This window comes from Luteibacter sp. UNC138MFCol5.1, from assembly GCF_900110505.1.
Lineage (GTDB): Bacteria > Pseudomonadota > Gammaproteobacteria > Xanthomonadales > Rhodanobacteraceae > Luteibacter.
The window spans coordinates 170226-196294 of sequence record NZ_FODZ01000007.1 but is presented as its reverse complement, the minus strand read 5'-3'; the positions used below and the strand labels follow the sequence as shown (position 1 = coordinate 196294).

32 protein-coding genes are annotated in these 26069 nt (G+C 65.2%); 12 read left to right on the top strand and 20 right to left on the bottom strand.

The window, feature by feature from the left end:
• Positions 1 to 173: 173 nt before the first annotated feature.
• Complete coding sequence (locus tag BMY69_RS17820) at positions 174 to 782, top strand: HNH endonuclease (RefSeq protein WP_254779197.1); 609 nt, start codon at positions 174 to 176, stop codon at positions 780 to 782.
• A 224-nt stretch (positions 783 to 1006) separates the two neighbouring features.
• Complete coding sequence (dxs, locus tag BMY69_RS17815) at positions 1007 to 2902, top strand: 1-deoxy-D-xylulose-5-phosphate synthase (protein ID WP_090180809.1); 1896 nt, start codon at positions 1007 to 1009, stop codon at positions 2900 to 2902.
• Between the two features lie 47 nt (positions 2903 to 2949).
• Here dxs and BMY69_RS17810 read toward each other — a convergent pair whose 3' ends face one another.
• From BMY69_RS17810 to BMY69_RS17780, 10 genes are all read right to left on the bottom strand, one after another.
• Positions 2950 to 3330 (bottom strand): hypothetical protein, encoded by a 381-nt coding sequence (locus BMY69_RS17810; RefSeq protein ID WP_143070522.1) that lies wholly within the window; start codon positions 3328 to 3330, stop codon positions 2950 to 2952.
• A 367-nt stretch (positions 3331 to 3697) separates the two neighbouring features.
• Positions 3698 to 4291: a hypothetical protein gene (locus BMY69_RS17805; RefSeq protein ID WP_090180804.1), complete on the bottom strand. Its 594-nt coding sequence runs from the start codon at positions 4289 to 4291 to the stop codon at positions 3698 to 3700.
• 200 nt (positions 4292 to 4491) lie between these two features.
• On the bottom strand, positions 4492 to 4752 hold the full coding sequence (locus tag BMY69_RS17800; protein ID WP_143070521.1) for a hypothetical protein: 261 nt from the start codon (positions 4750 to 4752) through the stop codon (positions 4492 to 4494).
• A gap of 112 nt (positions 4753 to 4864) precedes the next feature.
• Positions 4865 to 5167 carry a MafI2 family immunity protein gene (locus BMY69_RS17795; protein WP_090180798.1) on the bottom strand — a complete coding sequence of 101 codons (303 nt, stop codon included), beginning with the start codon at positions 5165 to 5167 and terminating at the stop codon, positions 4865 to 4867.
• Positions 5157 to 5480: a polymorphic toxin type 50 domain-containing protein gene (locus BMY69_RS19460; RefSeq protein WP_143070520.1), complete on the bottom strand. Its 324-nt coding sequence runs from the start codon at positions 5478 to 5480 to the stop codon at positions 5157 to 5159. Before BMY69_RS19460 ends, BMY69_RS17795 begins: the two co-directional genes overlap by 11 nt.
• A 59-nt stretch (positions 5481 to 5539) precedes the next feature.
• The gene (locus BMY69_RS19455) at positions 5540 to 5836 is read right to left on the bottom strand and encodes a hypothetical protein (protein ID WP_143070519.1); all 297 of its coding nucleotides are present in this window, start codon (positions 5834 to 5836) and stop codon (positions 5540 to 5542) included.
• 231 nt (positions 5837 to 6067) lie between these two features.
• On the bottom strand, positions 6068 to 6481 hold the full coding sequence (locus tag BMY69_RS17790; protein WP_143070518.1) for a hypothetical protein: 414 nt from the start codon (positions 6479 to 6481) through the stop codon (positions 6068 to 6070).
• 17 nt (positions 6482 to 6498) lie between these two features.
• On the bottom strand, positions 6499 to 6951 hold the full coding sequence (locus tag BMY69_RS17785; protein WP_090180793.1) for a hypothetical protein: 453 nt from the start codon (positions 6949 to 6951) through the stop codon (positions 6499 to 6501).
• 131 nt (positions 6952 to 7082) lie between these two features.
• Positions 7083 to 7232: a hypothetical protein gene (locus BMY69_RS19710; protein ID WP_177191212.1), complete on the bottom strand. Its 150-nt coding sequence runs from the start codon at positions 7230 to 7232 to the stop codon at positions 7083 to 7085.
• A 481-nt stretch (positions 7233 to 7713) separates the two neighbouring features.
• Entirely contained in the window at positions 7714 to 8130 is a 417-nt protein-coding gene (locus BMY69_RS17780) for a hypothetical protein (RefSeq protein ID WP_143070517.1), read from the bottom strand.
• A 184-nt stretch (positions 8131 to 8314) separates the two neighbouring features.
• Between BMY69_RS17780 and BMY69_RS17775 the strand changes: the two genes are divergently transcribed.
• The 4 genes from BMY69_RS17775 to BMY69_RS17765 all read left to right on the top strand — a co-directional run bounded on the left by BMY69_RS17775 (position 8315) and on the right by BMY69_RS17765 (position 10630).
• Positions 8315 to 8776 carry a DUF4265 domain-containing protein gene (locus BMY69_RS17775; RefSeq protein WP_090180787.1) on the top strand — a complete coding sequence of 154 codons (462 nt, stop codon included), beginning with the start codon at positions 8315 to 8317 and terminating at the stop codon, positions 8774 to 8776.
• Positions 8777 to 9004: 228 nt separating this feature from the next.
• Entirely contained in the window at positions 9005 to 9412 is a 408-nt protein-coding gene (locus tag BMY69_RS19450; protein ID WP_143070516.1) for an energy transducer TonB family protein, read from the top strand.
• Between the two features lie 142 nt (positions 9413 to 9554).
• Entirely contained in the window at positions 9555 to 10001 is a 447-nt protein-coding gene (locus tag BMY69_RS17770) for a DUF4265 domain-containing protein (protein WP_090180785.1), read from the top strand.
• A gap of 242 nt (positions 10002 to 10243) precedes the next feature.
• Entirely contained in the window at positions 10244 to 10630 is a 387-nt protein-coding gene (locus BMY69_RS17765) for a hypothetical protein (protein ID WP_143070515.1), read from the top strand.
• A gap of 86 nt (positions 10631 to 10716) precedes the next feature.
• On the opposite strand, the gene prmC is transcribed toward BMY69_RS17765, so the two are convergent.
• Together prmC and BMY69_RS17755 are read right to left on the bottom strand one after the other, a co-directional pair.
• Positions 10717 to 11538, bottom strand: coding sequence for a peptide chain release factor N(5)-glutamine methyltransferase (gene prmC, locus BMY69_RS17760; protein ID WP_090180781.1), 822 nt, complete (start codon positions 11536 to 11538; stop codon positions 10717 to 10719).
• A gap of 63 nt (positions 11539 to 11601) precedes the next feature.
• Complete coding sequence (locus BMY69_RS17755; RefSeq protein WP_143070514.1) at positions 11602 to 12174, bottom strand: hypothetical protein; 573 nt, start codon at positions 12172 to 12174, stop codon at positions 11602 to 11604.
• Between the two features lie 146 nt (positions 12175 to 12320).
• Between BMY69_RS17755 and BMY69_RS17750 the strand changes: the two genes are divergently transcribed.
• Positions 12321 to 13181 (top strand): alpha/beta hydrolase, encoded by an 861-nt coding sequence (locus BMY69_RS17750; RefSeq protein WP_090180775.1) that lies wholly within the window; start codon positions 12321 to 12323, stop codon positions 13179 to 13181.
• A 6-nt stretch (positions 13182 to 13187) separates the two neighbouring features.
• Here the strand turns inward: BMY69_RS17750 and BMY69_RS17745 are convergent, their stop codons facing one another.
• A complete protein-coding gene (locus tag BMY69_RS17745) occupies positions 13188 to 14090 on the bottom strand; it encodes a phytanoyl-CoA dioxygenase family protein (protein WP_218143215.1) in 903 nt (300 codons plus the stop codon).
• Positions 14091 to 14233: 143 nt separating this feature from the next.
• Between BMY69_RS17745 and BMY69_RS17740 the strand changes: the two genes are divergently transcribed.
• Positions 14234 to 15352 carry a Gfo/Idh/MocA family protein gene (locus BMY69_RS17740; RefSeq protein WP_218143214.1) on the top strand — a complete coding sequence of 373 codons (1119 nt, stop codon included), beginning with the start codon at positions 14234 to 14236 and terminating at the stop codon, positions 15350 to 15352.
• A 22-nt stretch (positions 15353 to 15374) separates the two neighbouring features.
• Here the strand turns inward: BMY69_RS17740 and BMY69_RS17735 are convergent, their stop codons facing one another.
• From BMY69_RS17735 to BMY69_RS17715, 5 genes are all read right to left on the bottom strand, one after another.
• Positions 15375 to 16382: a LacI family DNA-binding transcriptional regulator gene (locus BMY69_RS17735; RefSeq protein ID WP_090180772.1), complete on the bottom strand. Its 1008-nt coding sequence runs from the start codon at positions 16380 to 16382 to the stop codon at positions 15375 to 15377.
• A 179-nt stretch (positions 16383 to 16561) separates the two neighbouring features.
• On the bottom strand, positions 16562 to 19246 hold the full coding sequence (locus BMY69_RS17730) for a M1 family metallopeptidase (protein ID WP_090180769.1): 2685 nt from the start codon (positions 19244 to 19246) through the stop codon (positions 16562 to 16564).
• Positions 19247 to 19360: 114 nt separating this feature from the next.
• On the bottom strand, positions 19361 to 19720 hold the full coding sequence (locus BMY69_RS17725; protein WP_090055157.1) for a DUF1428 domain-containing protein: 360 nt from the start codon (positions 19718 to 19720) through the stop codon (positions 19361 to 19363).
• Positions 19721 to 19821: 101 nt separating this feature from the next.
• The gene (locus BMY69_RS17720; RefSeq protein WP_090055159.1) at positions 19822 to 20364 is read right to left on the bottom strand and encodes a carboxymuconolactone decarboxylase family protein; all 543 of its coding nucleotides are present in this window, start codon (positions 20362 to 20364) and stop codon (positions 19822 to 19824) included.
• Between the two features lie 197 nt (positions 20365 to 20561).
• The gene (locus tag BMY69_RS17715) at positions 20562 to 21110 is read right to left on the bottom strand and encodes a peroxiredoxin (RefSeq protein WP_090055160.1); all 549 of its coding nucleotides are present in this window, start codon (positions 21108 to 21110) and stop codon (positions 20562 to 20564) included.
• Positions 21111 to 21269: 159 nt separating this feature from the next.
• Here BMY69_RS17715 and oxyR point away from each other — a divergent pair, with 159 nt between their 5' ends.
• Positions 21270 to 22229: a DNA-binding transcriptional regulator OxyR gene (oxyR, locus tag BMY69_RS17710; protein ID WP_090180873.1), complete on the top strand. Its 960-nt coding sequence runs from the start codon at positions 21270 to 21272 to the stop codon at positions 22227 to 22229.
• 12 nt (positions 22230 to 22241) lie between these two features.
• Complete coding sequence (locus BMY69_RS17705) at positions 22242 to 22862, top strand: hypothetical protein (protein WP_090180766.1); 621 nt, start codon at positions 22242 to 22244, stop codon at positions 22860 to 22862.
• On the opposite strand, the gene BMY69_RS17700 is transcribed toward BMY69_RS17705, so the two are convergent.
• Both BMY69_RS17700 and BMY69_RS17695 read right to left on the bottom strand, forming a co-directional pair.
• Entirely contained in the window at positions 22856 to 23374 is a 519-nt protein-coding gene (locus tag BMY69_RS17700) for an adenine phosphoribosyltransferase (protein WP_090055162.1), read from the bottom strand. The genes BMY69_RS17705 and BMY69_RS17700 overlap by 7 nt on opposite strands.
• A gap of 29 nt (positions 23375 to 23403) precedes the next feature.
• Positions 23404 to 23676 (bottom strand): putative signal transducing protein, encoded by a 273-nt coding sequence (locus tag BMY69_RS17695; protein WP_090055164.1) that lies wholly within the window; start codon positions 23674 to 23676, stop codon positions 23404 to 23406.
• Between the two features lie 99 nt (positions 23677 to 23775).
• On the opposite strand from BMY69_RS17695, the gene BMY69_RS17690 reads away from it, so the two are divergent.
• Together BMY69_RS17690 and BMY69_RS17685 are read left to right on the top strand one after the other, a co-directional pair.
• Entirely contained in the window at positions 23776 to 25503 is a 1728-nt protein-coding gene (locus tag BMY69_RS17690; protein WP_090180763.1) for a glutamine--tRNA ligase/YqeY domain fusion protein, read from the top strand.
• Entirely contained in the window at positions 25503 to 26060 is a 558-nt protein-coding gene (locus BMY69_RS17685; protein WP_090180760.1) for a nucleoside deaminase, read from the top strand. Before BMY69_RS17690 ends, BMY69_RS17685 begins: the two co-directional genes overlap by 1 nt.
• Positions 26061 to 26069 lie beyond the last annotated feature (9 nt).

Below are 26069 nucleotides of genomic sequence, written 5' to 3'. Positions count from 1 at the left end.
GCGGCCGGTGACAGGAAAAGCCCCGCAAGAAGCGTACCTGCGAGATTCTTTTCCGCCATGGATATGGGCTATGCTCGGGCCAAAGGGGCCCTTGTGCCCTGGACCGGACGACCGGTCCGCACGGAGTTCGGCTTGCTGGAACGCTCTTTCGCATATGTGAAGGACGAGACCCGATGACGATGGAAGTGCTCCACGAAGACCTGCCCAGGGTGACCGCGCTGCACGCGACGCGGGTGCTTTCCCTGGACGCGGCGGGTCGGATCCTGGACTGGATCAGCTGGCAGGACGCCGTTTGCCTGTATGTCCGCGGCGTCGTGGCCTGGACCCTGGGCGATCCCTGCGTGACGGTGCGCGGCGGCATCAGCCGGGCCAACGGCCTGCGCAGCAGCCTCGACCTCCACCCGATCGTCGCCAGCACGGGGCACTGCCGCGAGCACGCGATCGACCCCGCACCCGCCCTGACCAACACCGCGCTCTTCGCCCGCGACCGGCACATCTGCCTCTACTGCGGGCACCAGTACACGCGCCACGAACTGACCCGCGACCACGTCGTCCCCCTGTCCAAGCGGGGCGCCGACGAGTGGGAAAACGTGGTCAGCGCCTGCCTGGCCTGCAACCTGCGCAAGAGCAACCGCACCCCGCAGCAGGCGAACATGCCCCTGCTGGCCGTGCCCTACCGCCCCAGCTGGGTCGAGCACCTGATCCTGTCCAACCGCAACATCCTCGCGGACCAGATGGAGTTCCTGGTCAGCCACCTGCCGCGGGACCGGCGGCCGGGTTGAGGGCTTCCGGGAGTTGGGAGTTGGGAAATGGGGGCGCCATCCGACGAGCGCTCGAGGGGGCCGGAGGCGCCCGGCGGGCGATACGGCCTGCCGAACGCCGCCGCCCCCCCCTCGAGCGTCCGCCGGAACTGCGCCCCCACTTCCCATCCCCCACCTCCATTGCATCTCCCCCCGTTCACGCCCCGTCCCTTGCCCCGCCACCCCGCTAGGCGAACAATAGGCGGATGAACGACCTCTCCCGCTACCCTTATCTGGCGCAGATCGACTCGCCGGAGGATCTCCGCCGTTTCCCGACGGACGAATTGCCGGCCATCGCCGATGAACTGCGCCGGTACCTGATCGAGGCGGTGGCGTCGTCGGGCGGGCATTTCGGCGCGGGCCTGGGCGTCGTCGAGCTGACCGTCGCCCTGCACCACGTCTTCGAGACGCCGCGCGATCGCCTGGTCTGGGACGTCGGTCACCAGTGCTACCCGCACAAGATCCTGACGGGCCGCCGCGACCGCATCACCACGATCAAGAAGAAGGACGGCCTCGCGCCGTTCCCGCGTCGCGAGGAAAGCGAGTACGACACCTTCGGCGTCGGTCACTCGTCGACCTCGATTTCCGCCGCGCTCGGCATGGCCATCGCGCTGCAGCGTCGCGGCGACCCGCGCAAGGTCGTGGCCGTGATCGGCGACGGCGCGATGACCGCGGGCATGGCGTTCGAGGCGCTGAACCACGGCGGCGACGTCGAGCCGAACATGCTCGTGATCCTCAATGACAACGGGATGTCGATCAGCGAAAACGTCGGCGCGATGACCAAGATGATGGCGCGCGCGATGTCCAGCCGCACGCTCAACGCCTGGCGCGAACGCGCCAAGAAGGCGATGCCACGCGAGTCCTTCTTCGGCCGCTTCTTCAAGCGCTGGGAAGAACATGCCAAGGGCATGTTCGTGCCGTCCACGCTGTTCGAGGAACTGGGCTTCCACTACACCGGCCCGATCGACGGCCACAACATGGCCCAGCTGGTGAACGCGCTGGAGACGGTGAAGGCGCTTCCCGGCCCGCAGCTGCTCCACGTGATGACCACGAAGGGCAAGGGCTACGAACCTGCCGAAAAGGCGCAGATCGAGTACCACGCCGTCGGTCCGTTCGACCCCGTGGCCGGTCTGGTGAAGAAGACCGCGCCGGCCAAGCCGACGTACACCGACATCTTCAGCGACTGGCTCTGCGACATGGCGGCCGCCGACGAGCGCCTGCTCGGCATCACGCCGGCGATGCGCGAAGGCTCCGGCCTCGTCCGCTTCTCGAAGGAATACCCGCAGCGGTATTTCGACGTCGCCATCGCGGAACAGCACGCCGTGACGCTCGCCGCGGGCATGGCGGTCGAGGGCGCGAAGCCCGTGGTGGCGATCTACTCGTCGTTCCTGCAACGCGCGTACGACCAGGCCATTCACGACGTCGCCCTGCAGAATCTCGACGTCGTCTTCGCGGTCGATCGCGCCGGCGTCGTCGGCCCGGACGGTGCCACGCATGCCGGTAGCTTCGATCTCTCGTTCATGCGTTGCCTGCCCAACATGGTGATCATGGCGCCGGCCGACGAGAACGAATGCCGCACCATGCTCAGCACGGGCTTCCACTACGACGGCCCGGCCGTCGTGCGCTACCCGCGCGGTACCGGCCCGGGCGCGAAGCTGTCCACCACGCTCGACACGTATCCCATCGGCAAGGCGGAAGTGCGGCGCCGCGGCCACCACGGCCTGGCGATCCTCTCGTTCGGCACCATGCTCGCCCCGGCGGCCGTCATCGCGGCGGAGGTCGACGCCACGCTGATCAACATGCGTTTCGTGAAGCCGCTCGACGAGGAGTTGATCCTCGAGCTCGCACGCACGCACGAGGCCTTCGTCACGATCGAAGACAACGCCGTCGCCGGCGGTGCCGGCGCGGCGGTCGCCGAACTCCTCGCCGCCCACGGCATCACGCTGCCCGTCCAGCACCTCGGCCTGCCCGACGCGTACCTGGAGCACGGCAGCCGCGAGGAAGTGCTCACGATGGCCGGCCTCGACCTGCCCCAGATCCGCAGCGCCATCCGCGCCCGCTTCCCGCAGTTCGTCGCCTCGCCGGTCGCCAGCGCCGGCTAAGCCTCAGCACGCCGCTCCCACCCTACCTTCGGGTGGGGCCCAACGGATCACGCCGACCAGCAATACAACGGCTCGCCATAGATGCCCGGTGCGCCCAGCGCCGTTACGTCCGTCCCCCAAAAACAACAGTAGCGATCCCTTTCGGGCTGATAGACGAGCCAGTAACCGGCGTCGTGAGCGACACACCAACCGGACTGAATCGTTCCGATATCCGCGTCGGGGAAACCCGGCGCGGTGACCTCCGCGCTGACCTGAAACGGCTCGCACGAATGCTCTCGAATCGTGGCAGCCAAACCGTCCAGATAGGCCTCACGATCGGCGCCCGGCTGGACGTAAACCGCGGCTGCGTCACAGAGCCGGGAATGCAGTATCTCGATATATCGATGCGTCATGGCGGCGGGACGATGAAGAGGCGCGATCTTGGACACCTGGACGATGCTGTTCCAGGGGACTTACGGTGAATCTCCAGACTTTGGCCATGTCGACCGCGGCGGTCAATCACAGGAGCAAGCCCGATGACCGGAGCCGACGACAACGCGGGCGGATCTCAAGGTGTCGCAACGACTGGTGAAAGCTCACTCGTCAACGCAACGATCTCGAAGCCATCGGTCAGCACGATGGTCTCGCGCCCACATCTCCTTCCTCCACTTGGTCACCCGGACGCACTGCTCTACGCCTTGTCATCGACGACCTGCACCCTGTCGCCGACATCGACGACCGATCGCGGCACGTAGGTTGCGCACCCTGCGACGCTCGCCAGCACCATACCGATGGCCATCCATCGCACCATTCGCATCACCTGTAGACGATCGCGAACAACCCCACGATGCCCGTGAGCGCAAGTAACAATACCGTCCATCGCAGCAGCGCACTCAGCCGCAGCGACCCGGCATCCGATGCATCGAGTCGCTCGCGAAACACGGCATCGAAGAGCACTCGCACGGGTCGCGTGTCGAACGCTTCACGCGCCCTGGGAATGCCGAGACGCTCCAGCAGGATGCCTCCCAGCGTCGACAAAATAAAAACCGAGACGCAGAGGTAGCACTGAATCCAGAAGCCCGCAGAACGCTCTCGCGGATCGAACTGGCAGAGGTCGCATTCGCCGGGTCGCGATCCGTCGGCAATGCTCACATAGATCGCTCCACACACCACGATCGTGGAAAGCAGCGTCAGAAGTTGAATCGCCGCCTTCAGGTGTCGGAGCGCGCGAGTGGGAGGCGTCCAGGGCATCAGTGGCAGCACGCCGTAAGGACTGCAGATACCCCAGGGTACCGGCGCGCGATAAGGCCGTTTGTACCGTGCCGTCGCGCGAACGTAGACCGCCGTCAGCACCGCGGACAGCACGACGCTCGTTGCCAGGCCAGCGTAGTAGAGCGTCGCGAACGTCACGGGACCGACGCGTCCGGCGACACGGTTCGTTCGAGCATTCCTCTTCCCTGAACCATCGGCCCCCGCCGACGCTGCACGGGAAGGTACGTAAACGCACGCGGAGCCGTCAAGCGCGGGCAGAAAGACGGCGGGTTGCGACCAGGGTGAAGCAGCTTAAGGGGGAAGCTCTCGCGTCAGCGCGACGATCTCGAAGCCATCGGTCAGCACGATGGTTCGCGGCCCCCTCCTTTCGCCCCCCGCTCGGTCTTGTGCTCCCCGGTCAGCGTGAAGGGCCCGACATCCGAATCGACCAACGTCGCCGTCGCCGAAATCCGGTTATGCACCATCTTGCCTTCGATGCGGTAAGCCGGCGCCCTCTCTTGGCCGTCGCGCAGCATTGCGTCGAGACGACCTTGGGACATCGTCACGTCGGCGGCACCCTCGCGGGTATGCCACCGGTCGATCCCGGACGACAGACTCATCCAATGCCATTCCCCTGCGTGTGCCGCCGTGCTCAGTAGCCCCGACATGGCCACGAGCAACACCCATGCATGTCGCCGATACATCATTCCCCACTCCACGTGCGATCCAGGCTCAGAACTCCTTGCGCAAATAGACAATGAGGGCATTCTCCACCTGCACCGGTGTCGGCGCATCCAGGCGAAGCAGAGTTGATGCAACTTCGACGTTTTCATCGAAGTCAGCAAGAACGCTTGTTTCCACCAACGAAACCGACTCGAGCATGCCGCTTTGTATTTCGCCGTCGACGACGTACTCGATGTTTATCGCCGAGTTACTACGAACTCGGCACATGACGGCACGATAGGAGGGCCAGATCTCTCCCCACAGGGCTCGCGATACGCTGAGTATGATGTACGCCGGATCATCAGGGCTCATGGCTTGGCCTCGCAGGAACAATGTGCATACCGTTGGCGCCATAGTGAACGATACCGTTCGAAGTCTCACTGCTGTTACCAGCCGCGTCGGCACCGATTGCGGCGCCATATGGAATCCGGTCGACCCTCTCAGTGACGGCCCCAACGACGTCGGCTACAGCAAGAACGGTTCCCTGTTGATCAGTGTAGAAATAGTCGACGCCCTTCCCCGCAAAGGAATTGGCAGAGATGGCGCACAGGAGTCCAGCTGTGAACCATTGATAGAGACGCGACGCCAATGAAAAGCGACGTCCAACCCCGGACCATTCGATCATCGAAGTCTCCTCAATCGCATACCAGCACCTCGTAGTCTGCTACCGGAAGATTCCACGGCTCAGAAGTTCGCATAAACATTGCCACTCCATCCGGAACAACCACTCGGATTACACGCCCTCACCCGCATGCTGATCTGACCCACAACCTCACCGCTATCCTCGACGAATGTCGAAGAAGGTGTTGTTCCTGCATCCTGATAGTCCGTTCCGATGCTGGGAATCGTTCGCTCGATCTGGTAATTCGTCGTCGCAACGGCGTTCCAATGGATTTCATACAGCCGCTTGGATCCCGGCCCCGTGCGGCCTCCCGACACTCCGGTCGGCGTGGTCGGCGGCAACGCGACCACGACGACCACCTGTCCGCTCCACGGTCCGCAGCCGCCAGCGTTGCACGCCTGCACCTGGTAAACATACGTGCCGTTGCCCCGCCCTCCCGTGGACCACGAACCGCCGGAACCATAGGCCACCTGTTGCCAGCCACCGCCGTTCGCGGACTCGATGAGGTTGTAGGCGGTAGCGCCACCGACACCTGTCCAGGAGATCGTATAGGCGCTCGCTAGCCAGAAGGTCCGTCATGGCAAGGGTGCTCAGCGACACACGAAGGCTCCGATCGACAGATGCAGATGCTTTTCCGACTGCTCGACCGATGCCGGAAATGCGAATTCGGAATACGGAATGGATCCTCGCAGCGACTCGCCGGCGGGCAAGCGAAGATCGCAGTCGCCGGGACAATAGCCGAGATTGCGCGATGCGATCGGGTACCTTCGCCCATCGACGTCGACCCATACGTCCGTCTCGTGAAAATGGAGGTATCCGAGACTGCTCGGCCATGAATCCTCCTCGATGCACCACGCCTTACCGGACGTGTTTCGCAGCACCAGATCGAATCGTTTCGACGCCTTGTCATCGACGACCTGCACCCTGTCGCCGACATCGACGACCGATCGCGGTGCGTAGGTTGCGCACCCTGCGACGCTTGCCAGCACCATACCGATGGCCATCCATCGCACCATTCGCATCACCTGTAGACGATCGCGAACAAGAGCACTCGCACGCGTCGCGTGTCGAACGCTTCACGCGCCCTGGGAATGCCGAGACGCTCCAGCAGGATGCCTCCCAACGTCCACGAAAGAAAAATGAAGACGAAGAAGCTGCATTGAATCCAGAAGCCCACAGAACGCTCTCGCGGATCGAACAGGCAGAGGTCGCATTCGCCGGGTCGCGATCCGTCGGCAATGCTCACATAGATCGCCCCACACACCACGATCGTGGAAAGCAGCGTCAGAAGTTGAATCGCCGCCTTCAGGTGTCGAAGCGCGCGAGTGGGAGGCGTCCAGGGCATCAGTGGCAGCACGGCGTAAGGACTGCCGATACCGCAGGGCACCGGCGCGCGAGCGTAGACCGCCGTCAGCACCGCGGACAGCACGACGCTCGTTGCCAGGCCAGCGTAGTAGAGCGTCGCGAACGTCACGGGACCGACGCGTCCGGCGACACGGTTCGTTCGAGCATTCCTCCTCCCTGAACCATCGGCCCCCGCCGACGCTCCACTGGAAGGTGCGTAAGCGAACGCGGACCCGTCAAGCGCGAGTAGAAAGGCCAGCCTCAGAACTCTTTGCGCAGATAAACGAGGAGCGCTTCCCCCACCTGCACCGATGCCGGCGCATCCAGGCGAACGAGGGATGACGTGACCGCGACGTTCGCGCGAACATCCGCGAGAACGTTGGCTTCCACGAGGGCTAGCGACTCGCTCATGCCACTTTGTATTTCGCCGTCGACGATGTATTCAATGTGTATGGACAGACCCGGGCCTACGCGACACATGACTGCGCGGTACGAAGGCCAGACCTCGCCCCATAGAGCTCGCGACATCAGGGTTCATTACTCGGCCTCGCGGAGACAATGTGCATGCCGTTCAATCTGGGAAGACAGCGCCCCGCGGGGGCCGATCAGGCCGACTAACAATTGGGGATGCTCCCCGAGATTATCGGTCGCTCCCAACGCATCGACATCTGTTCGGCCGACCGTTTAATCGCTCGCGGGACCGTCGAGGATAAACAGCAACGAGCGGGGAGGATGAGACGACGAGCAGTACCGGAAAGCCGAAACGGATCCAGGAGAAGGCGCCCCGTTCACGCGGATCCAGATGGCACAGCTCGCACGCATATGAGCCACTACGCTCGGTGGCATCGATATCCACCGCCTGGAGGAATCCGATGATCAGGAGACTTCTAAGCTACGGTGGATCTCCAGACTTTCGCCATGCCGACGTCAGGCGATACGAAACATCTTCCACGCGCTCTACGTCGAGAAAGACCGCCGATCCATTGTTACGGATACGTCCTATCCAGATCGCACTGACAGACTTCTTCATCGTCCCGGGTGCGCCCACGGTGTATATGACCTCATTGACCGCATTCATGCCTTGCGCATCCGCGGTGCCTATCGCGATGGATTTCCCGCACCCCTTGTCTGCGAGATAGGAACCGTGCAAGCCATCGCTCTCGATCTCGGATCGGAACCTCACCTTCCGGCCTTCAAATGATGCCGCGTGCTCGGCGATTTGGCAGAACGAAGTATCTTCCATCCGGAGCGAGTATTGCGAGCACCCCGCAATACCGCCAGCGGCGACGAGAACGATCCACCGCGTCACGGGCACGATCCTCCTGTAGCGCACCAAAGACTGATGCTCCTTTCCGCGAAGGCATCAACCGCTTCTTGGCTCATCTCATTGCCCCCGGGCCGGATTTCATATATTCAAGTTACCGCGAGCGCCTGGCTGCGCCGTGCGTCCATCGCGGACACCTCCGCAACAGCTTCAGGGGTGTCAGGTTGCAATGAAAGTTCTCTTCCCGGCAAGCATGTCACGCGGTGAAGTGGTCGAAACCATGCATTGCCAGGCTGTCGACGGGGGATTCGAGCTCGAGAACTCCCCTTTCTATGTCTACGGGGTCAGCTATCGGGACGTCGTCGAAGCCGGAGTCGACACCGATATCCTGACATTTACCCGCGTAGTCAGACGAGGGGGCCATTCGACGTACCGACTACTTGTGACTAGTGATAAGCAGGCGTTGGCTTTTGCCAAGCGGTGGCCCCGGCTCGAGGCCCTCGGATGTACCTACGAAGAAGGTGGCAGCTACGGCAGGCGCCTCTATTCCATCGATGTTCCGCCGGGCACCGCGGTGGGCGCCGTGTATGCATTGCTCGAAGAGGGAGAGACTGGCGTCGCGTGGGAGTTCGGGGAAGCCTACTTATCCTGTATACACTCCGGCTTGCAGAGTTCAAAGCAAGATTCATGAACTCACCAGAGCTCGCCGCAGAGGCTCGGGATCAGACGCTCGACGTTGCCATAATGCTTGAAATCAGCCATACCCCGATCGGACGCAGAGCATTCGCATCAAAGCACCGCCCGCAACGATGAACGATGAGTTCGAGGACGTCAAAAAGGTCGAGAATCCTTACGGGCAGTTCTACGGGCTACCCGCACGAACAACATACGGGGGCACTCCTATCCCGTGAGGTGAGATATGCATACAACAAGCTGCCTCGCTAGCCTCGCACTGATCATTGCCAGCCAATCGGTGCTGGCCAGCAGCGGGAATTGCGGCGAGAAGGAGTTTCGGAAACAGATCGCGGAGACTGCGGCCAGAATCGTTCATAAGGAAGCCATCGAAGAGATCGTCGGGGAGTTCCCGACAGTTGAAGGAACCGTCGAATGTATCCGGGTGGAGTTCTGGCTCACCCCGTCAGGATCGCCATGGAACATCAGTACGCCTGGATCGTCAGGCAGCTTCGGCTTCAATCTCGCCGCCATGCGCGCTTTCGCGAAATACCGTTTCAAGGGTTCATGGTGGCGATTCTGGGAGAAGAACGTTGTCATTCTTCGCGGCATCGAAAATCGCAAACCGGCAAACTGGGATTCTCCGAACCCATGATAGTTACGACGCGGATATGCTTATGCCAACAACGACCCGGCTACGAACGCCAACCCAGATGGAAGGACAGTAAGTTGTGACACGAATCCATGCACGACCATCGCGGAAACGTCCGCAACAGCTTCAGGGATGTCAGATTGCAATGAAAATTCTCTTCCCAGCAAGCATGTCACGCGACGAAGTGGTCGAAACCATGCACTGCCAGGCTGTCGACGGGGGATTCGAGCTCGAGAACTCCCCTTTCTATGTCTACGGGGTCAGCTATCGGGACGTCGTCGAAGCCGAAGTCGACACCGGTGTCCTGACATTTATCCGCGTAGTCAGACGAGGAGGCCATTCCACGTATCGTCTGCTCGTGACTGGTGATGGCCAGGCATCAGCTTTTGCAAAGCGATGGCCCCGCCTCGAGGCGCTCGGATGCACCTACGAAGAAGGCGGCGTCGACGGCAGGCATCTCTATGCCGTTGATGTCCCATCGGACACCGCGGTCCATGCCGTGTATGCGTTGCTTGAAGAAGGAGAGAATGACAACGCATGGACGTTCGAGGAAGCCCACTATCATCCCCATTCTCCCGACCGAACAACCTGAAATGATCGGGAGACCAGCGACGCTCGGATGGCAACAGTGCGTCGATATCGCGCAATCATCAACAGCGACGACAATGCTCAGCGTGTGGAAAAATGAAAAGATCGCTTCTTCGATCCGCCATCGCTGCGTGCGCAGTCTCGCTCGGAATCGCTAACCCTGTACTCGGACAAATGACTCGGTGGCGTTACCCGTGTGATGTCTACATGACCCTCGGATGTGTTCGACTTCCAGAAAGCATGTCCGTGACCTACGAGGTTCCTGCCGACTACGGAATTTACAGCTTCAGAAGTGCTGGCGAGTTGATCCTGTCGGCATATCTGGGAGATGCGCCTCGACTACCCGAGGCAAAAGCCGCACTCGAGCTCACATCGAAAGAGGCTGACGCTCAGGTGTTTTTGGATAAACGCGATGGCAAGACCCGGCTGGACATCGTCATCGTGCCGCGCGATGACAAACGGATGCGACTGCATGTCTTCGCGACCTATTCCGATGCTCAGAGAAAGGAAGTCGCTCAGATCGTCGCTGGGCTTCGCGCCTGCCTCAAATCCTCGCGCGGGACGATGATCTGTCCTGCGGAGAGTCCGTGGGGTCAGAAGCTCCAGGAGTTCGTCGATCCCACCCGCCGCTGAGTTGGCAGAAGCGCTGCCAGTAAAGTCAGTGCTGTATTTTCAGCCAGTAATCGCGACGGCGGGTACTGACTGACGGCCTGAGCAAACTAGTTCGCGAATCGACCGCCACTGACCCGGTCGCGGTCTTCGAGGTCGGTGGCGGTGAACACGTCGGCGAACCCCATCGCCACGAGCACAGCGCGCACTGCCTCGCCCTGCTGCCAGCCGTGCTCGAGGAGCAGCCAGCCGCCCGGCTCCAGATGCGCGCCCGCGGCGGCGGCGATGCGACGGATGTCGTCGAGCCCATCGGCGCCCGACGCGAGCGCCGTGGCTGGCTCGAAACGCAGGTCGCCCTGCGCGAGGTGCGGGTCGTCCGATTCGATGTACGGCGGGTTGCTGACGATCAGGTCGAAGCGCTGCCCTTCGAGCGGCGCGAGCCAGTCGCCGTGAGCGAAGGTCACACGCTGGAGCCCGAGGGCGACGGCGTTGCGTGACGCGATCGCGAGCGCCGCTTCGCTCGCGTCCACGGCCGTGACGTCGGCGTCGGGACGTTCCTTCGCGATGGCCAGCGCAATGGCGCCGCTACCGGTGCCCAGGTCCACGACCCGGCCACCCTGCGGCAGGCGCGCGACCGCCAGCTCAACCAGCAACTCCGTTTCCGGCCGCGGGATGAGCGTTGCCGGCGTGACTTCGAGGGATAGCGACCAGAAATCGCGACGGCCGGTGATATAGGCGATGGGCTCCCCTGCCGCGCGTCGACGCACGAGCGCGTCGAACCGCGCCATGCCCTCCGCATCCGCCGTATCGTCCGCGTGAGCGAAGAACCACGCACGATCGACGCCCAGTGCGTGCGCGAGCAGGAGTTCGGCCTCGAGGCGGTCGCCGAGCACCTTGGCGGCCTCGCGCAGGATCGTGCGAATATCGGTCATGCACGGATTCTATCCGTTCGCCTCCCTACAGGGGCCCGATGCGACTAACCCAGGCGCGTGACGTCACCGGAGTTCGTGGGCATAAGTCGCCCTGAAACGCTCCCTGGCCACTTCGGTGAAGCCCAGCGCGGCCGAGCCGATCAATGCGGACAAACGAGAGACGTCGTAGATCAGGTTGTCGTCTGGGGACACCTCCGCCAACGCAAGGCTGGTCGCCAATATGGCAACGGGCTCCGCGGGATCCTCGAAGAAAATCCATTGCTCCTGGCGCGACCGTGCAATCAGCAGTCCATCCCACAGGCCCACATCGGTCTTGCCCCGGTACTCCCTGACCCCCTTCCCGGTAAATGGGTGGCCGTCACTCACCGTCCACGACGTGTCATCGGCACGAGCGACATCGAACGATCCGTCACGCTCGTAACCGACGGAAAACACCGAGTCCGGCGAAAACATCGACAGAACGCGATCGAGCTCACGAGCGGCGTCAGGACGTCCCAACACGGGCGTTTCTACGAAGTAGTGAAACGGCAGAGCCTGCCTGAACAGGTCGCCATCCAGGAACGACCTGCCCCATCGAAGGTCAGCCGCAAGCATCATCTTCAGCTCTGGCGCCAGCATGTCGGTTGATTTTTTCATCGGTCAGAAAGCCCAACGGCCCGCGATGTACGCGATCGGTTCACCCGCCGCGCGCCAGCGTACCAGTGCCTCGAACCGCAGCGCAGGATCGTACGAATATCGGTCATGCACGGATTCTATCCGCTGGCCGCTCCTACAATGCGCCGATGCGCCTTCCTCTCCTGCTCGCCACCCTCCTCGCCCTCGGCGGCTGCCAGGCGACGTTCTTCGCGGCCGTCAACGCGCGACAGCCGTCGACCGGCGTCGTGGCCCATCGCGACAACGTCTACGATGCCACGCATGACCTGAAACTCGACGTATACGCCCCTGAACATGCCGACCACGCACCGGTGGTGGTCTACTTCTTCGGCGGCAGCTGGATGCACGGCAAGCGCGAATGGTATCGCTGGCTCGGCCAGGCGCTGGCGACGCAGGGCATCGTCGCGGTCGTCGCCGATTATCGTCTCTGGCCGAAGACACGCATGGACGGCTTCCTGCACGACGGCGCCGAGGCCGTGCGCTGGGCGCGCGACCACGCCGCGGACTACGGCGGCGATCCCGCACACCTGTTCGTGATGGGGCATTCGGCCGGCGGCCACATCGCGGCGATGCTCGCGACCGACAAACAGTGGCTTGCCGGGGTGGGCATGAAGCCCCGTGACCTGGCGGGCTGGATCGGCGTCGCGGGCGCATACGATTTCCTTCCGCTCGACGACCCCGACTTCATCGACATGTTCGGCTCCACGCCCCAGGAACAGGCGCGATCGCAACCGATCAACTTCGTGGATGGCGACGAACCGCCCGCCCTGCTCCTGCAGGGCGAAGCCGATACCATCGTGTTTCCCTCCGAAGCCATCGCCATGGAGGGCCGCTACCGTCAGATGGGCGAGCCGGTCGAGCTGAAGCTCTACCCGAAGCTGGGCCACGAGAGGCTGCTTTTCGCCCTGGGGCCATTGCACGAGGAGGCGCCGGTGATGCGCGACGTCGTGGCCTTCATCCGAAGCAGGACGAACCCGCCGGGGCCGTAGTTTCGATCAGCGCTGCTTCATGACGTCGCGACCCTCCGCGTTGCCGCCACGCGCCGCGTCGAGGACTTCGGGATACGGATAGTTCAGTCCCAGCAGCTGACGGATGTCCGGACTCGCGTTCTTCACGAACGCCTCGGGCAGCGCGGCGGGCAGGTCTTCCATCGGTTTGACGAACTTCGGTAGGTACTGCGTGATGATCGCCGAGCGATCGATGCTGCTGCGGTTCGGCATCGCGCAATGCCACACCGCACCGAAGAACAGGACCGTGTCGCCCGGCTCGCCGAGCATGCGCTCGCAGCGCTCGAAGAAACGATCGCTTTCGTCGGGGTAATGCAGCTCGCGCTGGCTACCGGGGACGAACGCGGTGGCGCCCGTTTCCTCGGTGAAGGGGTCGAGCATGATGGTCGCCTGCGCGTTCAGGGCGAAACTGGAGTTGATCAGCGCCGGATGCGTCTGCGGCGAATGGAAGTCCCAGTACGGATAATCGATATGCGGTTCCTGGCCCGGGCCGCCCGGAAGGATGCGGTTCGCCGCGATCGATCCCATGATGAATTCGCTGCCGATGAAGGCGCGCATGACTTTCATGATGGCGGGATGGGCTGCCATGCGCGAGAAGATCTCGCCCTTGGCCAGAAGGTTCCAGACGCGGCGCTGAAGGTTGATGCGTCCGGCGCGCTCCGCGTCGCCCTGGAAATGCGTGACCTTGCCGCCTTTCTCGTCCCGGTTCGATTCTCGCATCACGATGTCGCGCGCCTCGGCGATTTCCGCCGGGGTGAACAGGCCGCGCAACGTGACCGCGCCGAGGCCCCTGAGCAACTCGTGGACGATCGCATCGGTGTCGAGGTCGTCCTCCGTGTAGACGGGGATGGGATGCGACGGCGAGCGCATGGTCTGGGCGGTGGCGTTCATGGCGGGCTCCTGCCGCGTGGCCGCGGCGTGTCGAAGGGCGATGGCTGGCACGTTCGGCACTTACGCTAGGCCGATTTGCAAGCGCTTGCAAACTGCGCTGCAACATACGTAGAGTCGGGCCATCGACGGATGGGAGACTCGCCTTGAAGCACGAGCTGCGCATCGGCCTGATCGGCGCCGGTTACATGGGCAAGGCGCACACGCTCGCCTTCCAGAGCGTCGCGGCCGCCTTCGACACGCCGATGCGACCGGTGTGCGAGATGATCGCGACATCCACCGCCGCGGGTGCCGCCGAGGTGGCCGCCCGCTGGGGCTGGGCACGATCGACCGGCGACTGGAAGCAACTGGTCGACGATCCGCGCGTGGACGCCGTCGTGATCGCCACGCCGCCGCGCACGCACCTGCCGATGGTGCTGGCCTGCATCGCGGCCGGGAAGCCGGTGTTCTGCGAGAAGCCGCTCGGCGCGACGGCGGAGGAATCGCTGGTGATGGCCAAGGCCGTAGAGATCGCGCGATTGCCCAACATGGTGGGCTTCAACTACATCCGCACGCCCGCGAGCCAGCTCGCCCGCCAGATCGTCGCGTCCGGGGAGATCGGCGACGTGATCCAGGTGACGGCCGAGCACGTCGAAGATTACCTGCACGATCCGTCGCTGCCGGCCTCGTGGCGCACGCGGATCGCCACGGGAACCGAGGCGGGCGCGCTTGGCGACGTCGCGACGCACATCGTCAACGCCTGCCTGAGACTGGTCGGGCCCATCGAGAGCCTGGTCGCCGACCTGGCGATCGTTCAACCGATGCGGGAGGGTCCGGACGGACCCGAGGCGGTGGAGAACGACGACCAGGGCCAGATGCTGCTGCGCTTCGCCAACGGCGCGAGTGGGAGCCTCAGCTTCAGCCGCATGGCCGCGGGCCGGAAGATGGGCTACACGTACCGCATCACGGGAACCCGCGGCGCGATCCATTTCGACCAGGAAGACCAGAACGCGCTGTGGCTGTACGACGCGTCACGCGAGCCCGCGCGGCGCGGTTTCCAGAAGCTGTTGATGGGCCCGGCGCACCCGGACTACCTCGCGTTCAACCAGGGCGTCGGCCACGGCACCGGCTACAACGAGCAGATCACGATCGAGGCGCGCGATTTCCTGCAGGCGATCGCGACCGGCGACGCCCTGTGGCCGACCTTCCGCGACGGCTTCGAGGTCGACCGCGTGATCGCGGCCGCGCTGGTCTCGCACCGCGAACGGCGCTGGGTATCGCTTTGACGCAGCGACCGCCGGGTTGGGTTCAACGCAGGCTCGTGCGGGTCACCAGTTCGCAGGGAAAGAGCTTGCTGCGCGGCACCGCATCGGGGTGTTCCATCCAAGCGACGATGCGGTCGATCGCATGGAGCACCATGTCGTGGATGGGCTGTCGCACGGTGGTGAGCGAATAGGAGGCCCACGCGGCGAGTGGCATGTCGTCGAAGCCGACGATGCTCACGTCTGCCGGCACGCGCACGCCGCGCTCGCGACACGCGTCGATCGCGCCCATCGCCAGCACGTCGTCGGCGCAGAACACACCGTCGAGGTCGTCGTCGCGATCGAGCAGCGCGTGCATCGCGAGGCGCCCGTGCTCGTGCGTGTAGTTGCCGGCGTGGATCGTCTGGCGCAGGAGCTTGCGCGCAGCTTCCGCGAAGCCCTTCTCGCGGTCGATCGTCGAGGCGTCGTGCGCCGACCCTCCGAGGAACGCGAGCCGCCGAAGGCCTCGCTCACGCATCGCGTCCGCCACGAGCCCACCGCCGGCCACGTTATCGACGGTGGCCACGGGCACCGGGGACGAACGCCCCGCTCGCCCGAACACATGCAGCACGGGCAGACCCGCCGCCCGGCACGACGCGGCGAAACCGGCCGGCGGCGCCGAGGTGGCGATCAGCACGGCATCGACACTGTACTGGCGCAGCATGTCGAGCGCGGCCTTGCCGTCCTCGCCTTCACCGAGGTTCGCCAGCAGCGGGCGAAGGCCCCGTGCCTGGAGTTCGCGGGTGAAGAGGTCGAAGACCTCCATGAAAGTGGGATTCGCGAAATGGTTGGAGACCAGGCCGATGAGTTCCGTGCGGCCGGTCATGAGGCTGCGCGCGAGCTGGTTCGGTCGGTAACCGAGCGCCGCCGCGGCCTCGAGCACCCGCTCGCGCGTCTTCGCCGAGACGCTGGCGCCTTCGGTGAAGGTGCGCGACACGGCGGAGATCGACACGCCCGCGGCCTCGGCGACGTCGCGGGCGGTGGGGCGTTGCGAAACGGGTGGGCGGAAGCTCATGCGAACTAGGTTAGCGCAGTCGCGCGGTGGGAGCGGGCCGCGTGGGAGTCTTGCGCCGTGCAAAGAGGGCCGGCGGCTCATCGCGAGAAGCTGTCGCGGCCGGGTCCGCTCCCACCGGCTCGGCGCAAAAAAAAGCCGGGCGATCGCTCGCCCGGCTTTCGTGTGGCACCGACGGTCGCTTAGCGCAGGATCGCCTTCGGGTCCTGCTTGTCCTTCAGCGCCGCGCAGAGCAGGGTCTGCTCGCTGGTCTGCGCGAGGCCACGGTCGGCGCCGCTGACCTGGCCGAGACGCGGCTTGAAGAACGCGCTCATGCGATCGGCCTCGGCCTTCGAGCAGCTACCGCCGGCCGCCATTTCGGGCAGCTTGCCGCCGGCGAAGCTGCCGGTGCGGGCGACGATCTTGTCGTAGTTCGTCGTGAACCACTTCCACAGATCGGCACGCGTCGCTTCCGACTCGCGACCGCCGCGCAGCACCATCGCCATCTCGCCGACCTTCACGTCCTTGCCGAGGGCGAAGTCGCGCACCTTGTTGGCGAGGGCCGGGTCGGTCGCGTCGCCCAGCGCGATGAGCATCGCGTTGCGCTTGGCGGGATCGGACGTCTTCGGCACTTCGGCCATCAGGGCCTCGACCGCCGGGGCGCCACGCTCCTCGACCGCCACGCCGAGCGCGGAAGCGAGCATGTCGGAATCGGCCGCGTCGAGATCGAGCCTGCCGTCCTTGGTCTTCAGCGCCGCGTCGCCCTGCTTGAGCAGTTCGGCGCGCACTTCCGGCACGCCGATGTCCTTGTCGGCCAGGAAGCCGGCGAGGGTCGTGCGCGTGATCGTGTCGTTGTCCGGCTCGCCGGCCTTCTTGCGGTAGCCCAGCTGCTTGAGCTTCGGCAGGTAGGCGTCGGTGGCCCACTTGCGCAGGCGCTCGCGCTGCGCGTCGGTGGTGGCTTCGTTGTCGAGGATCCAGTTGAACGTGCCGATCGGCGCGGTGAACACTTCGCGCGTCTTCGAGGCGGTCAGCGGCTTCGTCGCGGCGAGGTAGTCGCCCGCGTCGAGGTCGCCGTGCTGGAAGCCGGCGCGCACGGCGTCGGCATAGGCCAGCTGCTCGGCGTCGGTCAGCGTCGAGACCACCTTCGCCAGCGCGGCCAGGTCGGCCTTGCTCTGCGAGAAGCGGTAGTAGCCGCGACCGTCGGCGTTCGGCAGCACCCAGCTGTTCTTCGCCGCGCCGTCGAGAACCATCGTGCCGGTGGCCTTGTCGAGCAGTTCGCACTTGACCTTGTTGCCGCCGCCTTCCACGCCGTAGCGCACGCACATCGGCACGCCCCACACGCGGCTCGCGTCGCCGGTGCTGCCCAGCGGCAGGTAGCGGCTCTGGGCCAGGTGCAGCACGGTCTTGCCGCCTTCCGTCTTCACTTCCGTGCTGACGTACGGCACGCCGGACTGGTCGAGGAAGGTACGGAACGCCTTCTTGAACGCGTCGCCCTGGCCGGCGGCCTCGGCGATCGCATCGATCAGGTCGTCGGCCGTGGCGTTGGCGAACTTGTGCTTCTGGATGTACGCACGCATGCCCTTCTGGAACACGGGATCGGTGACGTAGCCCTCGAACATGCCGAGGACCGCGGCGCCCTTCTGGTACGTGATGCCGTCGAACGCCGTCTCGATGTCGCCGTTGCCGGTGATCGGCTGGCGGATCTTGCGCGCGCTGACGAGGCTGTCGTTGTTCATCGCGCCCTGCGCGCCGCGAACGCGGTCGAGGTCGGCGCGGTATTCCGGGTGCACCTTGATGGTGACCTTCTGCTGCATCCACGTGGCGAACGCCTCGTTGAGCCAGAGGTCGTCCCACCAGGCCATCGTCACGGTGTCGCCGGTCCACTGGTGGGCCAGCTCGTGCGCGTTGACGTTGAACGAGCCACGCACGTACTGCGCGGCCGAATCCGGATCGATCAGCAGCAGCCAGTCGCGGAACGTGACGAGGCCCGCGTTCTCCATCGCGCCCGCGCTGAAGTCCGGCGCGGCGAGCAGGTCGAGCTTGTCGTACGGATAGCCGAAGCCGTAGTAGTCCTCGAGCGTGTGGATGATCGAGTTCGTTTCGCCCAGCACGTGCTTCATGCGGTGGCCTTCGCCCTTGGCGGCGATGCCGCGCAACGGGGTGGCCGTCGTGCGGTATTGCGTCGGCGTGATGTCCGGACCCTTCTCGATGTCCCACGGGCCCACGGCGAACGCGACGAGATAGGTCGGCAGCGGCTTGGTGGTCGAGAACGTGAGGGTCTTCCAGCCCGCGCCAGCCTTCTCTTCCTTGATCTGGGCCGTGTTGGCGACGCCCTGGTCGTCGGCCGGGATGGTCAGCTGGATGTCGAACGGCACCTTGAACGAGGGCTCGTCGAAGCCCGGGAACGCATAGCGGGCCGACACCGGCTCCATCTGCGTCATCGCGTACGGGATGCCTTCGTGCGAGACCTTGTACAGGCCCTGCAGCTGCTTGTTGAGCGGCGCGCTGAACTCGATCGCGAGCGTGATCTCACCTTCCAGCTTCGCGCCGAGATCCACCCGTGCGACGCCTTCCTTCTCGGCGGCGACGGTGTACTTGCCGGTGTGCTTCTTGCCGGCGGCGTCGGTCACGGTGACCTTCGAGACCTTCAGTTCCTTGCCGTGCAGCCAGACGAAGTCCGACGGCTGCGTGAGCTTGATGCGGATTATCGACGAGCCGGAGTAGTCCTCCTGCTTCGGATCGACCTTGAAGGCGAGCTTGTAGGACTCGGGCTGGGCCCACGTCGGGAGATGGCCAAGCGGTGGCGCGGCGTCCGTGCCGGCGGCGAGCGCGGCGCCACAGCAGGTGGCGAGCGCGGTGAGGATGAGGGGACGGACGAAACGACGCATGGCAGGTGGGACTCCCTGTGGTTGAACCCCCATCCTGCGAACAAGCATGACGTTCGACACAGTGCCAGAAGGCACCCCGTCCCCGTTGCGGCGCGTCAGAACGCGTCTGGCGGCTTACATCTCGACGATCGGCTTGAACCCGCCGAAGAACATGCGCTTGCCGTCGAAGGGCAGGTTCCTGGGGTCCGAATACTCCGCAAGCCTCGGATCCGCCATCACTTTCTTCATGATCCGGTCGCGGTCGCGGCGGCTCTTGTAGACGATCCAGGAGAACACCACGACCTCGCCCTCCTTCAGTTTCACGGACTGCGGAAAAGAAGTGACCTTGCCGGGCTTGACGTCGTCGGCGACACATTCGGAGTACGCGAGCGCCCCGAACTCCATCCAGATCTTCCCGGCCTTGCGTGCCATCTTCTTGTAGTCCGCCATCCGGTCGAGCGGAACCGGCGCGACGAAACCATCGACGTAACTCATGGTGCGACCCTCCCTCGGTGTGGTGGGGCGAGGGTGGCGCAGAACGAAGAAAGGCCGCGTTAAACGCGGCCTTTGCGGACTTTCTCAAACGGGGCGACGAATCAGCCGGCCGCGTCGGCCTGCTCGAGCACGACCGCGACCGCGTGGATCACCGAGGCGATGCGCACCGCGCTCTGGATGGCCTGGACGCTGACGCCGCCATCGCGCAGGACCTTGTCGTGCGAGTCGATGCACATGCCGCAGCCGTTGACGGCCGAGACGGCCAGCGAGACGAGCTCGAAGTCGTTCTTGGCGTCGCCCTTGTAGGCGCCGATCACGTTCATGCGCAGCTTCGCCGGGATGGTGGCGTACTCCGGATGGCTGACCAGGTGCTGGAAGCGGTAGTAGATGTTGTTCATGCCCATGATCGCGGCCGAACCCTTGGCGGCGGTCAGCTGCTCGGCCGTGGCGTGCTCGGCGGCGAACGCGGCGATGGCTTCGGTCAGCGGCTTGTAGCGGGCGGAGTAGGCGGAGCCGAGCGCGACCATGGCGATCTGCGCCTTGTTGAGGCCGGGCGCACCCGCCTCGCTCAGCACGGAATCGAGGTTGAGCTTCAGGTCCTTGGCGTATTCGGGAAGCTGGCTGCGAAGATCGGCGACGCTCATGGATGCACCTTCTTTTTCGAATGAATGGGGCGCGGAATGGCTCGACGCGAGGGCGCCGGTTCACGCGGGACACGTGGGGTGTCGGGGGGAAAGAGGTAAAAAACGGGGCGGTGAAGAGGACTTCACCGCCCCTGGACTGCCCGCGCCGCGCGGGGGGAGGGAGGGTCCGCGGCGAGGGACTTACGACCGGGTGAGGCTTAGGCGACCTTCAGGGTCTCGTCGCCGGCCTTCCAGTTGCAGGCGCACAGCTCGTCGGTCTGCAGGGCGTCGAGGACGCGCAGCACTTCGTCCGGGTTGCGGCCGACGGAACCGGCGGTCACGTAGGCGAACTGGATCTCGCCGTTCGGGTCGACCAGGAAGGTGGCGCGCTGGGCGACGCCTTCGTCGGTCAGGATGCCCAGAGCCGTCGTCAGCTCCTTCTTGATGTCCGCGAGCATCGGGAACTTGAGGTCCTTCAGATCGGCGTGGTCCATGCGCCAGGCGCGGTGGACGAACTCGGAATCGGTCGAAGCGGCGAGGATCTGGCAGTCACGGTCGGCGAACTGCTCGTTGAGGTCGCTGAAGCCCTTGATCTCGGTCGGGCACACGAAGGTGAAGTCCTTCGGGTAGAAGAAGACGAGCTTCCACTTGCCCTCGTACGACTTGTCCGAGATGTCGACGAACGCGTCTTCGATCTTGTTGGCGAGGGGGCCACCGGCCACTGCCTTGAGGTTGAACTGGGGGAACTTATCGCCAATGCTCAGCATCTTTTCGACTCTCCGTTGAGGGTGGGTTGAACGCGTTTGCGCGCTGCGTGGCGCGACCAGAAGGCAAGCTTACCGGTCCTGCCGATATATTCCAAATCGATTGTTGGCATGAATGTGATAGGCTACGGCTATTGCCTGGTCGTCCCCGAGCGTGCCGCCATGAACCTGCGTGACCTCTCCTATCTCGTCGCCCTGGCCGAGCACCGGCATTTCGGCAAGGCGGCCGAAGCCAGCTTCGTCAGCCAGCCCACCCTGTCGACCCAGATCCGGAAGCTGGAGGACGAACTCGGGGTGGCGCTCGTGGAACGTACCCCGCGGAAAGTCCTGCTGACGGAAACGGGCCGTGAAATCGCCCGCCGCGCCCGTTCAGTGCTCTCGCAGGTCGACGAGATCCGCTCCATCGCCCAGCGCACCCGCGACCCGGAATCGGGCACGATCCGGCTCGGCATCTTCCCCACGCTGGGGCCCTACCTGCTTCCGCACGTGATCCCGCGTCTGCGCGAGCGCTTCCCGCGGCTGGAGCTGCTGCTGCGCGAGGAGAAGACCGAGCAGGTGCTGCACATGCTGCGCGAGGGCACGCTGGACGCCGGCATCCTCGCCCTGCCCGTCCACGACGATTCGCTGCATACCGAATTCCTGTTCGAGGAACCGTTCGTGCTGGCGGTGCCCAGCAGCCACGAACTCGCCTCGCGGCGCTCGCTGCGGATGGACGACCTCTCGGAGCAGAACCTCCTGCTGCTGGAGGACGGCCACTGCCTGCGCGACCAGGCGCTGGAGGTCTGCCAGCTGGCCGGCGCCGGCGAGAAGACCGGCTTCCGCGCCACCAGTCTCGAGACGCTCCGGCAGATGGTCTCGGCGAACGTCGGCATCACGTTGCTGCCGTCGCTCGCCGTGAAGCCGCCGGTCGCCCAGTCGCCGAACGTCAGCCTTGTCGCCTTCGACGCGCCGGCACCCAGCCGTCGCATCGCGATGCTCTGGCGGAAGAGTTCCGCGATGACGCCGTTCTTCGAGGCGCTGGCGGCCGTGATCCGCAACGTGCCTGCAGGCCTTTTCGACACCCGCGACTGCACCGCCGGTCAACGGGAATCGACGCCGGGCGTTGCCCTTCCCTCTTCCTGACGGTTCGGTGACATGCGCGTCTGGCTCGCGGTAGTGCTCCTTGTCTGTGGCTGGGGCGCCTTCTCCTGGTGGCAGCATCGCCCCGTGCACAACGCCCCCGGCGTGCTGGCCGGCGGCATACCGGACCAGGAAGACGTCGGGCAAGCCGCGACGCTCAGCCGCGGCCGCTTCACGCTGACCACGCGCGCCGCGTTCGCCATGACCGGCCGCGTCCTCTCGCGCGAGGACTACCAGTTCGACGACCTGGCGCCGATCGCGCCCACGGACCTGGCGATGGGCTGGGGCCGCATGTCGGACAGCGGGGTGCTCGACCGGATCCGCATCTCGCAATCGAACCGGTTCTACTACTGGTACACCGACCATTACCCGATTCCGCGCCGCGAAATCGAGGATTCCAGCGCCAACATGCACATGATCCCCGCCAACGACACCGTGGCGCGCGAGCTGCGCGAGGTGCGGCCCGGCGAGGTGGTGCGTCTACAGGGCTTTCTGGTGGACATCAAGCGCGACGACGGCTGGCACTGGAACACCTCGCTGACGCGCGAGGACACCGGCGCCGGCGGCTGCGAGATCGTGCTCGTGGAGTCCATCGGCGCCGCCGGCGCCGGCGGCGCGCAGGTCTTCGATCAGTAAGCCAGCAGGGTGTGCAGCGGCAGGGCCGCGGGCCATTTGCCGCGGCCGTTCAGGCCCGGCAGTTCGATGACGACGCTCGCCCCGAGCACCTCGGCGCCCAGTCGCTCGACGAGGCGGCGGGCGGCCTCCAGCGTGCCGCCGGTCGCCAGCACGTCGTCGACCACGATGACGCGCTCGCCGGGCGCCAGCGCGGACGAACCGATCTCCAGGCGATCCATCCCGTATTCGAGGCCGTAGTCGACGCCGACCACCGGCGGCGGCAGCTTGCCTGCCTTGCGCAACGGCACGAAGCCGGCATCGAGCGCCCGGGCCATGGCCGCGCCGAAGATGAAGCCGCGCGATTCGATGCCGCAGACGGCGCCGATGCCCTGCCCGCGCCACGGTTCGCACAGCGCGTCGATGCACGCGCCGAACGCGGCGGCATCGGCCAGCAAGGGGGTGATGTCCTTGAACATGATGCCGGGACGCGGAAAGTCCGGCACGTCGCGGACGAGGTCGTGGAAGGCCTGCATGGGTGATCCTGGAAGAATGTCGGGGCGTTTCAGGCCGGAAACGTGACCGCGCCGAAGTCGTCGTCGGACGCGGCGGCGGCACGCGCCTCGGCCAGCTGGGCGTCGATCGCGCGCACGATGCCCTCGGCGGCTTCCGCCGCGCCGTCGGGCACCATCACCGCGAGGAAGTCGCGCGCCGGCAACTGACCCACCGCGCCGGTGAGGAATTCGCCGGCGATGAACGCCGGGATCTCCGCCCGCTCGAGGGCGTCCTTGACGAGGTGGGCGTCGATCAGGGACTCGGCGTGGTAGGCGATGCGCATGGTTCCACGCTACCCGTCGGCGGCGCGTCCGGCAAGCGTCCGGGGCCCAACGGAGGTAAACTCCCCCGTTTGCGCGCCCCACTTCTCCGAGTCCTTTCGATGTCGACCGAAACGCCCGTCCTGCAGCAGCATTTCATCCGCCAGATCGTCCGCGACGACCTGGCGTCCGGCAAGCACAAGGTCATTCATACGCGCTTCCCGCCGGAGCCGAACGGCTACCTGCACCTCGGGCATGCCAAGTCGATCTGCCTGAACTTCGGCCTCGGCGCGGAATTCCACGGCACGTGCAACCTCCGCTTCGACGACACCAACCCGTCGAAGGAAGACGTCGAGTACGTCGAGGCGATCCAGCGCGACGTGAAGTGGCTCGGTTTCGAGTGGGCCGAACTGCGCCATGCCTCCGATTACTTCGAGGTGTTCTACCGCTCGGCGCTCAAGCTGATCCGTCTCGGCGTCGCCTACGTCGACGACCTCAGCGCCGACGAAGTGCGCGAGTACCGCGGCACGCTGACCGAGCCCGGCCGCAACTCGCCGTACCGCGACCGTTCGATCGAGGAGAACCTCGACCTCTTCCGGCGCATGCGCGCGGGCGAGTTCGCCGACGGCAGCAAGACGCTGCGCGCGAAGATCGACATGACGGCCGGCAACATCAACCTGCGCGATCCGGCGCTGTACCGCGTGCGCAAGGTGCACCACCAGAACACCGGCGACGCGTGGCCGATCTACCCGATGTACGACTTCGCGCATTCGCTCTCGGACGCGCTGGAAGGCATCACGCACTCGCTGTGCACGCTCGAGTTCGAAGATCACCGCCCGCTGTACGACTGGTGCGTCGACAAGGTCGACCTCGCCAACGATCCGGCGCTGTGGGAGCCCCTGCTCAAGGCCGGCCTGCCCACGTCGCCGAGCAAGCCGCGACAGATCGAGTTCTCGCGCGGCAACCTCAACTACACGGTGATGAGCAAGCGCAAGCTGATCACGCTGGTGTCCGAGAACCTGGTCGACGGCTGGGACGATCCGCGCATGCCCACGATCGCGGGCGTGCGCCGTCGCGGCTTCACGCCGGCGGGCATTCGCCTGTTCTGGGAGCGCATCGGCGTCAGCAAGCAGAACAGCACGATCGACATGAGCGTCCTCGAAGGCGCCGTGCGCGAAGACCTCGATGGCACCGCGCCGCGCCGCATGGCCGTGATCGACCCGCTGAAGCTCACGATCACCAACCTCGACGACGCGCACGCCGAGACGCTCACGTTCGCCAACCATCCCAAGGACGAATCGTTCGGCAGCCGCAGCGTGCCGTTCTCGCGCGAGCTGTGGATCGAGCGCGAGGACTTCGCGGAAGTGCCGCCGAAGGGCTTCCATCGCCTGAAGCCGGAAGGCGAGGTGCGACTGCGCGGCGTCGGCATCGTGCGCTGCGACGAGGTGATCAAGGACGACGCGGGCAACGTGGTCGAGCTGCGCTGCACCCTCGATCCGGAAACGCGGACCGGCATGCCGGGCTCGGATCGCAAGGTGAAAGGCACGATCCACTGGGTCAGCGCGCGCGACGCGGTGCCGGCCGTGGTGCGCCTTTACGATCGCCTGTTCGACGTCACCGATCCCGACGACGACAGCGACGGCAAGACGTACAAGGACCACATCAACCCGCATTCGCGCCGCGTCGTGCACGGCTTCGTCGAACCCGCGGCCGCCAGCGCGGCGCGCGAGGACCGCATGCAGTTCGAGCGCCTGGGCTATTTCGTCGCCGACATGCACGACCACACGCACGACGCACCGGTGTTCAACCGCGTGGTGACCCTGCGCGATTCGTGGGCGAAGCAGGCCTGATGCTCTACGCGCAGATCCATCTCACGCTGCCCGCCTGGGTGCACGACGCGGTCGACACGACCACGACGTACCCCGGCGACGAGGCCAAGGTCGGCCTCGCGATCGAACTCTCGGCGCGCAACATCGATCTCGCCACCGGCGGCCCGTTCGGCGCGGTGGTGTTCGACGGCGACGACCGCATCGTCTCGGTGGGCACCAACCGCGTCGTGCCGCACACCTGCTCGGTGGCGCACGCCGAGATGATGGCGTACATGACGGCGCAGCAGCGCCTGCAACGGTTCCGCCTCAACGAGGACGGCAGCCGTTTCGTGCTGGCGACGAGTTCCCAGCCCTGCTGCCAGTGCTATGGCGCAACGGTCTGGGCGGGTATCGACGAGCTCCTGATCGGCGCCCGCTCGGAAGACGTCGAGGAACTCACCCCGTTCGACGAAGGCCCCCTGCCCACCGACTGGATCGGCGAGCTCGAGCGTCGCGGCATCGCGGTTCGGCGCGACATCCTGCGCGACCGCGCGCGCGAGGTGCTGCGCCGTTACGGCGAATCGGGCGTCGCATATTGATCGCGCGGC